The 14,649-nt window shown below is 74.0% G+C and carries 12 protein-coding genes; 5 read left to right on the top strand and 7 right to left on the bottom strand.

Annotated elements, in window-relative coordinates:
* Positions 1 to 102: 102 nt before the first annotated feature.
* Together ACIQUQ_RS13320 and ACIQUQ_RS13315 are read right to left on the bottom strand one after the other, a co-directional pair.
* Positions 103 to 477: a type II toxin-antitoxin system VapC family toxin gene (locus ACIQUQ_RS13320; protein WP_403974775.1), complete on the bottom strand. Its 375-nt coding sequence runs from the start codon at positions 475 to 477 to the stop codon at positions 103 to 105.
* Positions 474 to 761, bottom strand: coding sequence for a type II toxin-antitoxin system Phd/YefM family antitoxin (locus ACIQUQ_RS13315; protein ID WP_403974772.1), 288 nt, complete (start codon positions 759 to 761; stop codon positions 474 to 476). The genes ACIQUQ_RS13320 and ACIQUQ_RS13315 overlap by 4 nt, the downstream gene beginning before the upstream one ends.
* Positions 762 to 1,041: 280 nt before the next feature.
* Between ACIQUQ_RS13315 and mfd the strand changes: the two genes are divergently transcribed.
* Positions 1,042 to 4,623, top strand: a complete 3,582-nt coding sequence (gene mfd, locus ACIQUQ_RS13310) for a transcription-repair coupling factor (protein WP_403974769.1) — start codon at positions 1,042 to 1,044, stop codon at positions 4,621 to 4,623.
* Positions 4,624 to 4,696: 73 nt separating this feature from the next.
* Here the strand turns inward: mfd and ACIQUQ_RS13305 are convergent, their stop codons facing one another.
* Positions 4,697 to 4,873 (bottom strand): antitoxin, encoded by a 177-nt coding sequence (locus ACIQUQ_RS13305; RefSeq protein ID WP_403974766.1) that lies wholly within the window; start codon positions 4,871 to 4,873, stop codon positions 4,697 to 4,699.
* 108 nt (positions 4,874 to 4,981) lie between these two features.
* Between ACIQUQ_RS13305 and ACIQUQ_RS13300 the strand changes: the two genes are divergently transcribed.
* Positions 4,982 to 5,707: an HNH endonuclease family protein gene (locus ACIQUQ_RS13300; RefSeq protein WP_403974763.1), complete on the top strand. Its 726-nt coding sequence runs from the start codon at positions 4,982 to 4,984 to the stop codon at positions 5,705 to 5,707.
* Between the two features lie 94 nt (positions 5,708 to 5,801).
* Here ACIQUQ_RS13300 and ACIQUQ_RS13295 read toward each other — a convergent pair whose 3' ends face one another.
* Positions 5,802 to 6,515: a hypothetical protein gene (locus ACIQUQ_RS13295; RefSeq protein WP_403974760.1), complete on the bottom strand. Its 714-nt coding sequence runs from the start codon at positions 6,513 to 6,515 to the stop codon at positions 5,802 to 5,804.
* A 197-nt stretch (positions 6,516 to 6,712) separates the two neighbouring features.
* Between ACIQUQ_RS13295 and ACIQUQ_RS13290 the strand changes: the two genes are divergently transcribed.
* From ACIQUQ_RS13290 to ACIQUQ_RS13280, 3 genes are all read left to right on the top strand, one after another.
* Positions 6,713 to 8,833, top strand: a complete 2,121-nt coding sequence (locus ACIQUQ_RS13290) for an N-6 DNA methylase (RefSeq protein ID WP_403974757.1) — start codon at positions 6,713 to 6,715, stop codon at positions 8,831 to 8,833.
* 112 nt (positions 8,834 to 8,945) lie between these two features.
* Positions 8,946 to 9,620 (top strand): hypothetical protein, encoded by a 675-nt coding sequence (locus tag ACIQUQ_RS13285; protein WP_403974754.1) that lies wholly within the window; start codon positions 8,946 to 8,948, stop codon positions 9,618 to 9,620.
* Complete coding sequence (locus ACIQUQ_RS13280) at positions 9,617 to 11,134, top strand: protein kinase (protein ID WP_403974751.1); 1,518 nt, start codon at positions 9,617 to 9,619, stop codon at positions 11,132 to 11,134. Before ACIQUQ_RS13285 ends, ACIQUQ_RS13280 begins: the two co-directional genes overlap by 4 nt.
* A 3-nt stretch (positions 11,135 to 11,137) precedes the next feature.
* On the opposite strand, the gene ACIQUQ_RS13275 is transcribed toward ACIQUQ_RS13280, so the two are convergent.
* The 3 genes from ACIQUQ_RS13275 to ACIQUQ_RS13265 are packed head-to-tail and all read right to left on the bottom strand — an operon-like array spanning position 11,138 to position 14,624.
* Positions 11,138 to 11,497, bottom strand: coding sequence for a hypothetical protein (locus ACIQUQ_RS13275; protein WP_403974748.1), 360 nt, complete (start codon positions 11,495 to 11,497; stop codon positions 11,138 to 11,140).
* Positions 11,494 to 11,973: a hypothetical protein gene (locus ACIQUQ_RS13270; protein ID WP_403974745.1), complete on the bottom strand. Its 480-nt coding sequence runs from the start codon at positions 11,971 to 11,973 to the stop codon at positions 11,494 to 11,496. The genes ACIQUQ_RS13275 and ACIQUQ_RS13270 overlap by 4 nt, the downstream gene beginning before the upstream one ends.
* Positions 11,931 to 14,624, bottom strand: a complete 2,694-nt coding sequence (locus ACIQUQ_RS13265; RefSeq protein WP_403974742.1) for a YfhO family protein — start codon at positions 14,622 to 14,624, stop codon at positions 11,931 to 11,933. The genes ACIQUQ_RS13270 and ACIQUQ_RS13265 overlap by 43 nt, the downstream gene beginning before the upstream one ends.
* Between the last annotated feature and the right edge of the window lie 25 nt (positions 14,625 to 14,649).

The following is a 14,649-nucleotide window of genomic DNA, read 5'->3' as shown; positions in this document are numbered from 1 at the left end:
GCGTCCCCGCCGCGCACGGCCGCCCCGCCCACCCTACGACGCCAGGGGGGTCCTCCCGGGGGCGCGGTGTGTGGACCCACTCGCCGGGTCCGCCGAACCGCGTCAGACAGCGAGGACGGGTACGTCGTAGAGCGGGATGTGCTTGTCACGCGTGACGAGCGTCAGCCCTTCCGTCTGGGCCTGGGCGATCAGTATCCGGTCGAACGGGTCGCGGTGATGGAACGGGAGCTGTGCCGCCCGGATTCCGTGCTGGCCGGTGATCGGCAGGGGCCTGAGCTGGCAGTCCCGCGCGCGCTCCGGCAGGTCCTCGGGTCCGTCCAGCTTTCCGAGGGCTTGTTTGACCGCCAGCTCCCACGGGGTGACCGCACTGACGTAGGCGAGCGACTCTGTGTCGAGCAGCTCTTTGAGCTCGTCCGAGAGCTGGGGCGAGTCGAGCAACCACCACAAGACGACGTGGGTGTCGGCGAGGAGCTTCATGCGTCCTGCCCGCTGAATCCGTCGGAGTCTGCGGCGCCGTCGAGGCCGAAGGCCGAGGCGAAGCCCGCGTCGTCGGAGAGATCATCGAAGTCCTCGTGGATGACCACCGGCTCGACAAGGGAGCCCCTGGCCGTGCGCCGGACCTTGTGAGGGAGCGGGATCACCTTCGCCACCGGCTCACCGGACTTGCTGATGATCACCTCCTCGCCCGTGGCCACGGCTTCCAGGATCTTCGAGAAGTGGGTCTTCGCCTCGTGGACGTTGTACTGCCGGGCTGCTTCCATGGCGGCCTCTCACGACAGGGATGGACTAAGTGCTGGACTTAGGCTAGCCGGAACGGCCTGGTCGTGACCAGCTCCCTCACTCTCCTGAGTGACCAGAATCCCTCGCCGGGGTGACCCGGGCGGCGGTTCGCGAGGACCGTGTGCTCCGTGAGACCAGAGGCGGGGGCACCGGCGTCGTCGTAGGCTGGGGGCACCGGCCCCGCCGGCGCACCCGGCCCGTCTGACGTGTCGGGTCCTTCGCGTTGCCCTCACTCGGACACCCGGACGGAAAGCCTCCTTCATGAGCCTGCACGGTCTGCTCGACGCCGTCACCCAGGACCCCGCGCTGGCCGAGGCCGTCAAGGCGGCCACCGACGGCCACCGGACCCACGTCGACCTCGTCGGCCCCCCGGCCGCGCGGCCGTTCGCGATCGCCGCGCTGGCCCGCCGTACCGGCCGCACGGTGCTCGCCGTCACCGCGACCGGCCGTGAGGCCGAGGACCTGGCCGCGGCCCTGCGCTCGCTCCTCCCGCCGGACGGCGTGGTGGACTTCCCCTCCTGGGAGACGCTGCCGCACGAGCGGCTCAGCCCCCGCAGCGACACCGTCGGCCGCCGGCTCGCCGTGCTGCGCCGCCTCGCCCACCCCCGCACGGACGACCCCGCGGCCGGCCCCGTGAGCGTGGTCGTGGCCCCCATCAGGTCGGTGCTGCAGCCGCAGGTCAAGGGGCTGGGCGACCTGGTCCCCGTGGCGCTGCGCAGCGGCGGCACCGCCGACCTCGGCGAGATCACCGAGGCGCTGGCGGCGGCCGCGTACGCCCGGGTGGAGCTGGTCGAGAAGCGCGGCGAGTTCGCCGTGCGCGGCGGCATCCTCGACGTGTTCCCGCCCACCGAGGAACACCCCCTGCGCATCGAGTTCTGGGGCGACGAGGTCGAGGAGATCCGCTACTTCAAGGTCGCCGACCAGCGCTCCCTGGAGGTCGCCGAGCACGGCCTGTGGGCCCCGCCCTGCCGCGAGCTGCTGCTCACCCCCGAGGTGCGCGAGCGGGCCGCCGCCCTGGCCGAGGCCCACCCCGAGCTGGGGGAACTGCTCAACAAGATCGCCGAGGGGATCGCCGTCGAGGGCATGGAGTCCCTCGCCCCGGTGCTCGTCGACGACATGGAGCTGCTGCTGGACGTGCTGCCGGAGGGCGCCATGGCCGTGGTGTGCGACCCCGAGCGGGTACGCACCCGGGCCGCCGACCTGGTGGCCACCAGCCAGGAGTTCCTCCAGGCGTCCTGGGCCGCCACCGCGATGTCCAGCGCGGCCGAAGGCCGCTCCGGCAAGGGCGGTGGTGGGCGACGGGCGGGGGGAGAGGCGCCCATCGACGTGGGCGCGGCCTCCCTGTGGGGCATCGCCGACGTCCGCGACCACGCCCGTGAGCTGGGCATGCTCTGGTGGTCGGTGTCCCCGTTCGCGGCCGGCGAGGACCTGGCGGACGACACGCTCAAGCTCGGCATGCACGCCCCCGAGGCCTACCGCGGCGACACCGCCCGCGCGCTGGCCGACACCAAGGGCTGGCTCGCCGAGGGCTGGCGCACGGTCTTCATCACCGAGGGCCACGGTCCGGCCAGCCGCACGGTCGAGGTGCTCGGCAACGAGGGCATCGCGGCCCGCCTGGAGGCCGACCTCGGCGCGATCGAGCCCTCCGTGGTGCACGTGTCCTGCGGCTCGCTCGACACCGGTTTCGTCGACCCCGGCCTGAAGGTCGCCGTCCTCACCGAGACCGACCTGACCGGCCAGCGCACCGCGACGAAGGACCTGGGCCGGATGCCGGCCCGGCGCCGCAAGACGATCGACCCGCTGACCCTCCAGGCGGGCGACTACATCGTCCACGAGCAGCACGGCGTCGGCCGCTACATCGAGATGGTGCAGCGCACGGTCCAGGGCGCCACCCGCGAGTACCTGCTCGTCGAGTACGCGCCCGCCAAGCGCGGCCAGCCCGGCGACCGCCTCTACATCCCGACCGACCAGCTGGAGCAGGTCACCAAGTACGTCGGGGGCGAGGCGCCCACCCTGCACCGGCTCGGCGGCGCCGACTGGACCAAGACCAAGCAGCGGGCGAAGAAGGCCGTCAAGGAGATCGCGGCCGACCTGATCAAGCTCTACAGCGCCCGCATGGCGGCCCCCGGCCACACCTTCGGCCCGGACACCCCGTGGCAGCGGGAGCTGGAGGACGCCTTCCCGTACGCCGAGACCCCCGACCAGCTCTCCACGATCGCCGAGGTCAAGGAGGACATGGAGAAGTCGGTCCCGATGGACCGGCTGATCTGCGGCGACGTCGGCTACGGCAAGACCGAGATCGCCGTCCGGGCGGCCTTCAAGGCGGTGCAGGACGGCAAGCAGGTCGCCGTCCTGGTGCCCACCACCCTCCTCGTCCAGCAGCACTTCGGCACCTTCTCCGAGCGCTACAGCCAGTTCCCGGTGAACGTGAAGGCGCTGTCCCGCTTCCAGACCGACACCGAGGCCAAGGCCACGCTGGAGGGGCTGAAGGAGGGGTCGGTGGACGTGGTCATCGGCACCCACCGCCTCTTCTCCTCCGAGACCAAGTTCAAGGACCTGGGCCTGGTCATCGTCGACGAGGAGCAGCGGTTCGGCGTCGAGCACAAGGAGCAGCTGAAGAAGCTGCGGGCCAACGTCGACGTGCTGACCATGTCGGCGACCCCGATCCCGCGCACCCTGGAGATGGCGGTCACCGGCATCCGCGAGATGTCGACCATCACCACCCCGCCGGAGGAGCGCCACCCGGTGCTGACCTTCGTCGGTCCGTACGAGGAGAAGCAGATCGGCGCGGCCATCCGCCGCGAACTCCTGCGCGAGGGCCAGGTCTTCTACATCCACAACCGGGTCGAGTCGATCGACCGGGCGGCCGCCAGGCTGCGCGAGATCGTGCCCGAGGCGCGGATCGCCACGGCGCACGGGCAGATGGGCGAGAGCCAGCTGGAGCAGGTCGTCGTCGACTTCTGGGAGAAGAAGTTCGACGTGCTGGTCTCCACGACGATCGTCGAGTCCGGCATCGACATCTCCAACGCCAACACCCTGATCGTCGAGCGCGGCGACAACTTCGGCCTCAGCCAGCTGCACCAGCTGCGCGGCCGCGTCGGCCGTGGCCGCGAGCGCGGGTACGCGTACTTCCTGTACCCGCCGGAGAAGCCGCTGACCGAGACCGCGCACGAGCGGCTCGCGACCATCGCCCAGCACACCGAGATGGGCGCGGGCATGTACGTGGCGATGAAGGACCTGGAGATCCGCGGCGCGGGCAACCTGCTCGGCGGCGAGCAGTCCGGCCACATCGCGGGCGTCGGCTTCGACCTGTACGTACGGATGGTCGGCGAGGCCGTCGCGGACTACCGGGCCTCCCTGGAGGGCGGCGTCGAGGAGGAGCCGCCGCTGGAGGTGAAGATCGAGCTGCCGGTCGACGCGCACGTGCCGCACGACTACGCGCCCGGCGAGCGGCTGCGCCTCCAGGCGTACCGCGCCATCGCCTCGGCCAACTCCGAGGAGGACGTCAGGGCGGTCCGCGAGGAGCTGACCGACCGGTACGGCAAGCTGCCCGAGCCGGTGGAGAACCTGCTGCTGGTGGCCGGCCTGCGGATGCTGGCGCGGGCCTGCGGCGTCGCCGACATCACCCTTCAGGGCAACAACGTCCGCTTCGGGCCGGTGGAGTTGAGGGAGTCGCAGGAGCTGCGGCTGAAGCGGCTCTACCCGGGCTCGGTGCTCAAGCCGGCCACCTCGCAGGTCCTCGTGCCGCGGCCGAAGACCGGCAAGATCGGCGGCAAGCCGCTGGTCGGGCGGGAACTGCTGGCGTGGACCGGGGAGTTCCTGACGCAGATCCTGGGGTCCTGACGTACGGAACCGCCCGCGCCTCCGCGCGGGCGGTTCCGTACGTCCGTGGTCCGTGTCAGGGAGGACGCAAGGCCTACCTGGTCGGGTCGTCGTCGATGCCGAGCTTCTGCTCCACCTGCTGCTGGGCCTGGTCGACCTGCTCGGTGTACTTTCCGCCCGTCTTCTCGTTGACCTTCTGCTCCGCGGCGTCGGAGGCCTGCTTGCCCTTGCTGCCGTGCAGCATTTCCCTGGCCTTGTCCATGATCCCCATGTGAGGGCTCCTTCCGGTTTCCCGTCTGCGACGGTACGCCCGTTCGGAGTGGTTTGCCTGTTGAGGGCGTAATTGTCATGTACTGTGCGCCGTCTAGGATCTGGCGTCATGCATAGAACCCCTGCTTCCGCCGCCTTGTTGCTGGCCTGCGCCCTGGCCGTATCCGGCTGTTCCGGGGCGAAGCCCTCCGAACCGGACGCCGGATCCGGGGGGATCGGCGGCGGGGGCGACGCGGCGGCCACCGCCCTGCGGGCCGTGGACACCCTCACGGTCAAGGGCCGGGCGCCGAAGAAGGGCTACTCGCGGGACGAGTTCGGCAAGGGCTGGCTGGACACCAACGCCAACGAGTGCACCACCCGGGACGACGTGCTCCGGCGCGACCTGGTCAACACCCGCTTCAAGGGCGACGGCTGCCGGGTGACCTCAGGCGTGCTGAAGAAGGACCCGTACGGCGGCAAGCGCCTGAAGTTCGAGCGGGGCGACTCGAACGTGGACATCGACCACGTGGTGGCCCTGTCCGACGCCTGGCAGAAGGGTGCGGGCAAGTGGGACCGCGCCAAGCGCATAGCCTTCGCCAACGACCCCCTGAACCTGCTGGCCGTCAGTGCCTCGGCCAACCGCCGCAAGGGCGACGGCGACGCGGCGAGCTGGCTGCCGGCCAACCGCGCCTTCCGCTGCCCCTACGTGGCCACGCAGGTGGCCGTGAAGAAGAAGTACGAGCTGTGGGTCACGGCGGCCGAGCGCGACGCGATGCGGCGGGTCCTGGAGGACTGCCGGGCCCAGACCCTCCCGTCCGGCGGCACCCCCACCCGCCCGCCGGGCAAGTACCGCTAGAGCGCACGCCGCACGCCGCACGCCGCACGCCGCACGCCGCACGCCGCACGCCGGATGCCGGATGCCGGACGCGACCGCCGGCCGCGGCCGTGGACTAGGACTTCTTCCAGTCCTTGCAGCCCGTGGTCTTGAAGTACGCATCCTTTGCGGTGATCGTCACCACGGCGCTGCCCGAGACGTTGTCGTTCGCCGCGATCGAGTCGATGCCGTGCTCGGCGTCCTTCGCGCGCTCCCAGTAGCACTGGTCGTCGCTGTTGCCGGTGGACCGGTAGGTGCCGGGCGCGATGTCCGTGCCCACCTTGTACATGCCCCCGTCGCCCTTCATCGCGGTGGCGGGGGTGCCGGCTGCCTTCGGGTCCACCGCCTCCCAGTCCTTGCAGCCGGTGGACTTGAAGATCTTGTCGCTCGCCTTCACCTCCACGTAGCCGGTGCCCGAGACGTTGTCGTTGGCGATGATCGAGTCGGCCTCGCCCCTGGAGTCCTTGGCGCGCTCCCAGTAGCACATGCCGTCGGTGTTGCCCGTGGTCCGGTAGAGGCCCGGCTTGAGGTCGGAGCCGACCTGGAAGTCGCCGTCGCCGCCGAGCGCGGCCTTCTTGGCGCCGCCGGTCTTCTTCTTCGCGTCCTTCTTGGCGTCCTTGTTCGCGCCGGACGAGTGGCCGGCCTTCTTGCCGCCCGAGGACCCGTCCGCGGCCGTGTCCGTGCACGCCGTCAGGGCGATCAGCGCCGCGGCGGCGCCGAGGCCGGCGAGCACCTTGCGGGCCGTCCGGCCGTGACGGGTCCGCTGGTCCTGATGCATGTTCTGGCTCATGGCGATGTGTGCCTTCCTGCGTTCGGATTCCCTTGCGACGAACGTCATCACAGCAGATCTCTGTGAACCGAGTCAACATGATTCACAGAGATTCTCTGATTCACGCCGTGAAGGGGTTCGTGTCGCGTGTACGGGTATGCTCAGCCGACACACCCGCCGACACGCCCGCAGAGACGGGCCGACCAGGGGAGCGAGAGGTGCCGGAGAACGCCGCAGAGGTCACCGCAGCCGAGATCGCCCGGCTCGCGGGCGTCGGCCGCGCCGCCGTCAGCAACTGGCGCCGCCGCCACGCCGACTTCCCCCGGCCCGTCGGCGGCACGGAGACCAGCCCCTCCTTCGCCCTCGCCGACGTCGAGGACTGGCTGCGGGCCCAGGGCAAGCTCGCCGAGGTCCCGCTCCGCGAACGCGTCTGGCAGCAGGTGTCCGGCCACCCCGCCGGAGCCGTCGCCGCCCTCGTCCACGCGGGCTGCGCCCTGCTCGTCGTACGCGACCGGCCCACCGACTGGCTGGAGCTCTCCGCCGTCTCCGACGAGCGGATGGCCGGTCTGCTGCGCCCCGCCCTGGCCCAGGTGCTCGCCGCCCGCCTCGGCCCCGGCCACCCCCTCGCCGGCCGGGAACCGGGCCCCGCGGACATGCCCCTGCTGCGCGCCGCCGCCGACCTCGCCGCCGAACTCGGCGCCCGCCAGGCCTTCGAGTTCCTGCTGGGCCGTCACCTCGACGCCAACCCCCGCCAGTACACCCTCACCCCGCCCGGCCCCGCCGAGCTGATGGCCGCCCTCGCCGGCGCGGCCGCCACGGGCACCGGCACCGCCGCCGCGCCCCTCACCGTCCTCGACCCCGCCTGCGGCACCGGCGGCCTGCTCCGGGCCGTACGCCACCCCGGGGCGCTGTACGCCCAGGACGCGGCCCCCGAACTCGCCGCGCTGACCGCCCTGCGCCTCGCCCTCCACGGCGACGCCGACATCCGCGCCGCAGCCGCCGACAGCCTGCGCGCCGACGCCTTCCCGCAGCTCACCGCCGACGCCGTGCTCTGCCACCCGCCGTTCAACGAGCGCAACTGGGGCCACGACGAACTCGCCTACGACCCCCGCTGGGAGTACGGCTTCCCCGCCCGCACCGAGTCCGAGCTGGCCTGGGTCCAGCACTGCCTCGCCCGCCTCCGCGAGGGCGGCACCGCCGTCCTGCTGATGCCCCCCGCCGCCGCCTCCCGCCGCTCCGGCCGCCGCGTCCGCGCCGACCTGCTGCGCCGCGGCGCCCTGCGCGCCGTCATCGCCCTGCCGGCCGGCGCCGCGCCCCCGTACGGGGTGCCGCTGCACCTCTGGGTGCTCCGCAAGCCCGCCCCCGGCCTCCAGCCGGCCCCCGAAGTGCTGCTCGTCGACGCCGCCGGCCTCGCCGCCGGACCCGCGGGCGAACCCGCCGGCGGCCGCGACAAGGCCGCCTGGCCCGCAGTGCACGACGCCGTACTGGCCGCCTGGACGGCGTACGAGCAGACCGGTGGCGTCGAGGAGCAGCCGGGTGTCAGCCGCTCGGCCCCCGTCATCGAACTCCTCGACGACGACGTCGACCTCGCCCCCGCCCGCCACCTGCCCCCGCCCGCCGCGGGCGGCGGCCCCGCCGAACTCGCCGCCGTACGCGAACGGCTGGACGCCACCCTGCAGCGCGCCGCCCGCCTCACCCCCGCGCCCGCCGGGCCCGCCGCCCCCAAGTCCGCCGCCCCCGAGTCCCGCACCCGCCCGGCCGGCCCCGCGGGCACCGCCGCCACCACCCTCGGCGAACTCGCCCGGGCCGGCGCCCTCACCCTGCGCACGGGCACCGCCGGCGCCCCGCCCGGCACCCCCGTCCTCACCGAGGCCGACGTGTACGCGGGCACCGCCCCCTCCGGCACCGCCGCCCCCGACCCCGGTGCCGCGGCCGACGAACCGGTGCTCACCGAGCCCGGGGACGTCGTCGTGCCCCTCCTCGGCGGCGGCTCCGTCGCCCGCGTCATCGACGCCGGGACCGCCGGCGCCGCCCTCGGCCGCAACCTCCAGCTGCTGCGCCCCGATCCGGCCGCGCTCGACTCCTGGTTCCTTGCCGGCTTCCTCCGCGGCACCGCCAACACCCGCCAGGCCAGCAGCTACGCCTCCACCGCCACCCGCCTCGACGCCCGCCGCCTCCAGCTGCCCCGGCTGCCCCTGGCCGACCAGCGCCGCTACGGCGAACGCTTCCGCGCCCTGGCCGAGTTCGAGGACGCGCTGCGGCTCGCCGGACGCCTCGGCGAACAGCTCGTCCAAGGCCTGTACGACGGCCTGACGGACGGTTCGGTCACGCCGGGGTGATCAACCCGGCAACGGTTCGGCACAACCCGGACCGACTGTCGGCATCGGTGTATACGCTCTTCACGCGACCCGACGCATCTCCACACGCCCGCCCCGCCCTGTCAGGAGCAGCATGCACGGCCCCGGCTTCCCACAGCAGCACCAGCCGCAGCCCGTCAACCGGCCCTCCGACGGGGCCCTGGTGGGCCTGCGCGTGCTCTTCTGCAGCCTCTCGCTGTTCAGCTGCGGGTTCCTCGCGTGGGCCGCGCCCCTGCGCATCGCCGTCGTCAACGGCAGCCGCCGCAACTGGTCGGTCTTCGCGGGCTGCCTCGCGCTGAACATCCTGGCGCTGGTGGGCATCGCCACCGACTCCACCGACGACCTCAGCACCTGGCACGGCAACCTCGGCATGGTCGTGATGCTGTCCACCGCCGTCGCGGCCCTCGGCTGGTTCCTGTACGCGGACATCACGTACTACGCCAGGCCGGCCGGCAACTGGGCCCCGCCCACCGCCTCCGCACCCTTCCCCGGCCCGTACCAGGGGCCCCAGCAGGGGTACGGCTACCCGCCGGCGCACCACACGCCCGTGCCGCAGCCGCCGGTGGGCCAGAACCCGGCGCACCAGACCCCGGTCCCGCAGCCGCCGGCCCACCAGACCCCGGTCCCGCAGCCGCCGGCGCACCAGACGCCCGTACCCCAGCAGCCCGTCCCGCCGCAGCGCCCCCAGAACCACGACATCGGGCAGGTCCGCGCCGAACTCGACGAGCTGAGCGAGCTGCTCCGCCGTGACCAGGAGCGCGACCAGTGACCGGACGCGTCATCGCGGACCGGTACCAGCTCGCCACCGTCCTCGGCCAGGGCGGCATGGGCCAGGTCTGGACGGCGTACGACCAGCGGCTCGACCGCCGCGTCGCGGTCAAGCTGCTCCGCCCCGACAAGGTCAGCGGCGGAGCGGCCGAGGCCGAGGAGATGCGGCGCCGCTTTGTGCGCGAGTGCCGGGTCACCGCGCAGGTCGACCACCCCGGGCTGGTCACCGTCCACGACGCCGGCAGCGACGACCAGGACCTCTACCTCGTCATGCAGTACGTCGAGGGCGCCGACCTCGCCGACCACCTCGCCGAGCACGACCCCTACCCGTGGCCGTGGGCCGTCTCCGTGGCCGCCCAGCTGTGCTCGGTGCTCTCCGCCGTCCACGCCGTGCCCATCGTCCACCGCGACCTCAAGCCGCGGAACGTGATGGTCCGCCCCGACGGCACCGTCCTCGTCCTCGACCTCGGCGTGGCCTCCGTCATGGACGCCGACACCACCCGCCTCACCAACACCGGCACCCCCATCGGCAGCCCCGCCTACATGGCGCCCGAGCAGGCCATGGGCGGCGCCGTCGGCCCGTACACCGACCTCTACGCCCTCGGCGTGCTGCTGCACGAACTCCTCAGCGGCGGCGTGCCCTTCTCCGGCACCACCGCCCTCGGCGTGCTGCACCGCCACCTGTACGAGCCCCCGCTCCCGGTCCGCCAGCTCCGCCCCGAGGTGCCGCCCCAGCTGGAGGCCCTCGTGCTGCGGCTGCTGTCCAAGGACCCGCAGCACCGGCCGGCCTCCGCCCAGGAGGTCTACGAGGCCCTCGCGCCGCTGCTGCCCTCGCACGGCACGCCCGGCGGCCCGCTCGACCCCACCCGCCCCTTCCTGCGCCCGCACGCGCCCTGGCCGGACCGGGCCGGGGCCACCCCGGCCGCGCCCGTGGTACCGCCCCAGCAGGCGCGCGCCGACGTCGCCGGCGCGGTGGAGGAGGTCAAGCGGCTGCTGGACCAGGGCCGGCTGACCCAGGCCGTGGACATCCTGGGGGGCATCCTCCCGGCCGCCGCCGCGCAGCACGGCGAGAGCTCACCCGTCGTCCGCTCCCTGCGCAAACAGTTCGCGGCCACCCTGATGCACGACGGCCAGTACCGCCGCGCCCTGCCCGAACTCCGGCGGCTCGCCGACGAGTACGCGGCCGAGTCCGGCATCGGCCAGCCGCAGTCGCTGCGCTTCCGGTACGAGGCCGCCCAGTGCCTGGAGCAGCTCGGCGAGCCGGCCGCGGCCCTCGCCGAATACCGGTCGCTGCTGCCGTACTTCGAGAACCAGTACGCCAACTCCGACCGCGAGCTCCCGCTGGAGATCCGCCGCCGGATAGGTCACCTGCTGCTCGCGCTCGGCGACCGCGCGGCGGCCCACGACACGCTGGCCCGCCTCCTGTTCGACGCCGAACGCCACCATGGCCCGAACCACCCCTTCCCGGGCGAACTCCGCCGCACCCTCCACTGGCTGGGCCAGGTCCACGGCTGAAGCTCAGCGCGGGTCTGTGGCTCGCGGATGCCCTGTGCTGGCGAAGGTGATCCAGCAGGTGTCGCGGGCGGTGTCCAGGAGGTACCAGATCCGGCCGCCACCGGTCACTTCGATCTGCCATTGCTCGCAGGTCTGTCCGCGATGGCTTCCGTGCGCCAGACCACCCTTGAGGCGGTGGTGCCGGGATGTCTCCGTGACCGGTCCGGGCGTGGTGCGCATGGTGACCCAGGCGCGGTAGGTGTTCTCACGGGCCTGCTGGGCGAGGCTTTCCCAACCCTTGGCCGCGGCCGCGTCGGCGAAGCGGACCTCCCAGTGCCCGTGGGGCGCCGGCGGGGCGGCGCGGTCGCCGCGACCCGCGGTCATGCGACGTCTCGCGGGTCCGGTACGGGGCCGTAGTCGTGGCCGTGGTCCAGGGTCAGCGCGGCGAGCAGGTCCGGGTCGGAGTGGACCTCGGCGGTGTGCTGCCAGGCGATGAGCATCTGTGCCACGGACGCGCTGTTGCCGAGCGAGTCGGCGGCCCGCATGGTGTCGACCAGTTCGACAGCGAAGGCGTGGAGATCGCGCTCGGGCAGGAAGCGGACCCATGGGAAGGCGTCCGGCAGTATGTCGAGGAGCAGTTCCATGCTGCCGGGCTCCCGGCGCGCGATCGCGGCCAGCATCCTGGTGGCTGCCGATACGACGGTCTGGTCCTGCTCGGCTCGCGCTGCGGTGGTGAGGACCAGGTCTTCGCCGTCTCTGCGGTGCAGGAGCAGTCTCGGCGATTCCCGGAGCCGGGCCAGCGTCTGCTTGTTCTTGTTCACCAGCTCGGAGAAGTTGACGGCCGCGTTCTCGATGCCCATGACTTCGAAGTTACTTTGAAAGTCTCCCTGGTGTCATCACCCGGAAGGGGGCGTCCCGAAGGCCGTGGCATTCGGCGTCTTACGGCCGCCAGCGCCAGCAGCAGCGCCCCCGCGCCCCCCACCGCCGCGCCCGCGCGCAGGCCCGGCGGGCGGAAGGTGCAGTCCACCACCGTGCCCCGCACCGGCGTCGCCACCAGGCCCAGGTACGCGCCCGCCGGGGCGTCCCCGCAGCGCCAGCCCGCGATGCGCGGCGCGGCCAGCACGGCCGTGCCGGTGCTGCCCGGCGGCAGGTGGGCCCGTACCCCGTCGTCCCGGACCTCCACCCGCACCGCGCCGGTGGCCCGCAGCCGGGCCACCGCGGCCGCGAGGCGGGACCGGTCCAGGCAGCCCACGCTCCACTCGCGCGGCGCCGGCCGGTCGAAGACCACCCGCGAGCCGGGACCGGGGGAGGCGCCCAGCGGCTGCAGGGCCGCCTGGTAGCGGGGCCGGCCGCCGATCATCCGCACCGGCCGCCCGGCCGCCGGGGCCCCGTCGGTCGCGCCGGCAGGTCCCCGGGCAGCCCCCGGCGGGGTCGGCCGGACGGCGCCCGGGGCCGCCGGAGCGCCCCCGCGCCCGGCCTGCCGGACCCCGTCCGTGGCCCCCCGGGCCCCCCGGCCCGGCCCCGCCAGCCGGACCGTGCCGTTGTAGTCCGGCGCCCACAGGTACACCCCCGTGCCGGGGCGGCAGGAGCCGTCCGGCGCCGGGTCCTCGTACACCCGCGCGCCCAGCAGGAGTTCCTGGTTGCGGAAGGGGGACGGGCCGAAGCGGGGGGTGCCGGCGGGGCGGACCGTCACCAGCGGCGGCACGGCCGCCCGGGTCACGCGTACCGGCCCGTCCACCGTCCCCCGCGCCCGCGCGCCGACCGCGAACACCGCGTCCGTCACCGGGTTGTCCAGGCTCTGCAGGCTCCGGCCCCGCGAGGTCCACCCGGCCCCCAGCGCCGCCATCGTGCGGGTCAGCACGGCCGGGGTGTGGCTGCTGTAGTACGCCCCGCCCTCGCCCCCCAGCAGCAGCGGGTCGTTGCCGGACAGCTGCATCCGGCCCGGGTCGGTGCGGTAGGCGGGCCAGCCCGAGGCGTCCGACACCGCGCGGAACCGGCCGTCGTGCGGCGCGCCCCAGGCCGGGTAGTCGTCCAGCCGCCCCAGCCGCGCCCGGTCCGCGTACGCGGTGGTCGCCGCGGCCTGCCCGGCCAGCGCCCCCGCCAGCAGCAGCGCGGCCAGCGGCACCGCCCGCCCGCGCCGGGCCAGCAGCAGCGCCCCGCCCGCCGCGAGCAGCCCCGCCCCGAACAGCGCGTGGCTCCAGGCGCCCGCCAGCCCGCTGCCCAGGGCGCCCAGGGCCAGTAGGCCGAGCAGCCCGGCCCCGCCGAGCAGGGCCCGTACGCCGGGCCAGCCGGGGGCCAGCGCCTGCCAGGCCGCGATCACCAGCACGCCCGCCAGCACGAAGGTCTGCCGGTACGGGCTGCCGTTCGGGGTCTGGAAGACGTGCCAGGCCAGGTGCGTCGGCTCCCACTGGAAGGACAGGGCCACCGCCACCGCCAGCCCCGCCCACCCGCACCGCTCGCGCACCGGCACCGCCCGGTGGAAGCAGAGCGCGGCGGCGGCCAGCAGCGTGCCGGTCCCCACGAACACGGCGGGCGTGAAGAAGTCGTACGTCGCCGGCAGCGCCCGGGCCAGCACGTCCTCCCACCCGGCCGCCCGGAACTCCGACACCCACCCCGGATGCGCGTGCCGCGACCCGAGGAACACCGGCACGAGCACGGGCGCCGCCAGCGCGATCCCCAGCACGGTGGCCCCGGCCGCCCGCACCAGGACCCGCACCGCTTCCCGTACGCCCCCGCCCGCCGTCACCAGCCGCACCAGCAGCACCAGCGCGGCGCCCAGGGTCGCCATGTAGGCGGTGTAGAAGTTCGCGGTCCACGCCACGGCCACCACCAGCGGCCCCAGCACCGGCCGCCGCCCCCGCAGCACCCACTCGCCCACCAGGCACAGCAGGGGGAAGGCGATCAGGCCGTCCAGCCACATCGGGTTGTACGCGGCCTCGGTGACGGACCACCCGCACAGCGCGTACGAGGCGCCGAGCACCCCGGCGGCCCACCACCGGGGCCCGCCGCGGCGCAGGGTCAGCAGCAGCCAGGTCATCGCGGCCGCCGCCACTCCGGTCTTCAGTACCCCGACCAGGTAGACGGCGAGGTCGATCCGGTCCCGCGGGAAGAGCGCGACCAGCGGGGCGAAGGGGCTGGTCAGGTACGTGCCCAGGTCGGGCAGGAAGCTGGTGCCCCAGCCGGACTGCCAGTTGAGCAGCAGCCCGCCCTCGGCGCGGCCGTGCAGCAGGTCCCACAGCCGGGCGTGGAAGGGGATGAACTGGTTGTTCAGGTCGTTGACGGCGCGGTGGTGCGGGCCGAACGGGAAGATCCGCGCCCCGGCGTCCCCGGCGGTCACGGACAGGGCGGCGATCAGTCCCGCGAGGGCGGCCGCGCGAAGGCTCGTACGGCGGTCCCGGCTGCGGTCCCGGCGGCGGTCCCGGCGGTCCCCAAGGCGGTGGCGACGACGGTCCCCAAGGCGGTCGCGACGGCGGTCCCGGCCCGGGCGGTTGCTGCGGTCGGTCTCGTGCATGGTGGGCGTGACGCTGCCAACCCCG

Source organism: Streptomyces sp. NPDC101118 (assembly GCF_044759445.1).
Taxonomy (GTDB): Bacteria; Actinomycetota; Actinomycetes; order Streptomycetales; family Streptomycetaceae; genus Streptomyces.
Note: the sequence above shows the minus strand (reverse complement) of the source record. Positions and strands in the feature narration are given on the sequence as shown.

What these genes read in the sequence shown, in the direction of transcription:
- ACIQUQ_RS13320 (WP_403974775.1), bottom strand. Translation starts at nt 477, where the DNA reads ATGAAGCTCCTCGCCGACACCCACGTCGTCTTGTGGTGGTTGCTCGAC.
- ACIQUQ_RS13315 (WP_403974772.1), bottom strand. Translation starts at nt 761, where the DNA reads ATGGAAGCAGCCCGGCAGTACAACGTCCACGAGGCGAAGACCCACTTC.
- mfd (WP_403974769.1), top strand. Translation starts at nt 1,042, where the DNA reads ATGAGCCTGCACGGTCTGCTCGACGCCGTCACCCAGGACCCCGCGCTG.
- ACIQUQ_RS13305 (WP_403974766.1), bottom strand. Translation starts at nt 4,873, where the DNA reads ATGGGGATCATGGACAAGGCCAGGGAAATGCTGCACGGCAGCAAGGGC.
- ACIQUQ_RS13300 (WP_403974763.1), top strand. Translation starts at nt 4,982, where the DNA reads ATGCATAGAACCCCTGCTTCCGCCGCCTTGTTGCTGGCCTGCGCCCTG.
- ACIQUQ_RS13295 (WP_403974760.1), bottom strand. Translation starts at nt 6,515, where the DNA reads ATGAGCCAGAACATGCATCAGGACCAGCGGACCCGTCACGGCCGGACG.
- ACIQUQ_RS13285 (WP_403974754.1), top strand. Translation starts at nt 8,946, where the DNA reads ATGCACGGCCCCGGCTTCCCACAGCAGCACCAGCCGCAGCCCGTCAAC.
- ACIQUQ_RS13275 (WP_403974748.1), bottom strand. Translation starts at nt 11,497, where the DNA reads ATGACCGCGGGTCGCGGCGACCGCGCCGCCCCGCCGGCGCCCCACGGG.
- ACIQUQ_RS13270 (WP_403974745.1), bottom strand. Translation starts at nt 11,973, where the DNA reads ATGGGCATCGAGAACGCGGCCGTCAACTTCTCCGAGCTGGTGAACAAG.
- ACIQUQ_RS13265 (WP_403974742.1), bottom strand. Translation starts at nt 14,624, where the DNA reads ATGCACGAGACCGACCGCAGCAACCGCCCGGGCCGGGACCGCCGTCGC.